The 1,107-nt window shown below is 31.2% G+C and carries 2 protein-coding genes; one reads left to right on the top strand and one right to left on the bottom strand.

From position 1 onward, the window contains the following. A partial coding sequence (locus AC07DW_RS34600) for a helix-turn-helix domain-containing protein (protein ID WP_478861547.1) occupies window positions 1-308 on the top strand: 308 nt, incomplete at its 5' end. Window positions 309-447: 139 nt separating this feature from the next. Here the strand turns inward: AC07DW_RS34600 and AC07DW_RS34605 are convergent. Continuing rightward, the coding region (locus tag AC07DW_RS34605; protein ID WP_478861548.1) for a hypothetical protein at window positions 448-1,107 on the bottom strand (660 nt) is incomplete at its 5' end.

Below are 1,107 nucleotides of genomic sequence, written 5' to 3' on the forward strand. Positions count from 1 at the left end.
ATAAAGGGGTAAGTTTTCATAGTCTACAAGAAAATATTACAATGGATAAATCAAGTTCGACTGGACAATTGATGTTTCATTTGTTTGCGGCTTTTGCGGAATTTGAGCGAAATCTTATTTTGGAGCGTTCTGCCGCTGGTAGAGAAGCCGCACGTGCAAGAGGAAGGCTTGGAGGAAGACCTGAGAAATTTTCAGAGAAAGACATAATGCTTCTTAAAACCTTGGTAGAAAGTGGTACGCCAATTAAGTCGATTGCGGATTCTTGGGGAGTGTCAAGAACAACGATTTATAGGTATATAAATAAATGAAAATTTTCTCAATCTCCTTATCCCTTACTAGAAGCCTAGTATTGATTAACCGTTCTTTTAATCGTTGTAAATATTTAAAAGCTCCTTTAGTTTCATAAAGGAGCTTTTATTATTAAATTAGAAGCTATTTTTTACTAAGTTATTTATTGGTTTTTACAACTATCATTCCAATTTTTTCATAAATCTTTTTATAATTATTTAGTACCATGAAGAAGCAAAATGTGATTACAAACACTAAAATACCTGGAAGTATATTATATCTTATGAGTAAATTAATTGAGCTACTCCCAAGTCCAATGTTTCCACAAATACTATAAGCTGTGAAAATCCCTGCAACCAAAGAAATTGGTAAGCGAAACTTAGGAAATAATAGATAGTTTCCTTTCTCCTCTAAACTTAATCTTTGATAGAAATATTGAGCAGAAAAATAGAAGAGAAAAGTAGTTAGTATAACAAATCCATCTAATATCAGCCAATGTGAATAGGTATCAAATCGGACAAAAAATGATTGATAATAAATTCCATCATTTTTATTATTGAAAATATTGTTGAAGACATTGTTCAAGATATCTAAAATATTTTGCTTTATCAACTCTAATCCAAAGACAAAGCCGATCAAAGATAAGGCGCCTGTAATCCCCTGTCCCAAAATAGTCCCAGAAAAAAAACCTAAAAAATAGTAACAAATGGCAACTAATAAGATGCAAAATTGGTAGAAAATAATTTTATCTAGAGGATAATTAATATATTGGTGAGGAATGCGACTATAAAGAATGACTAAATTAATGCTAACAGCAGT

This window comes from Streptomyces sp. NPDC045701, assembly GCF_056432045.1.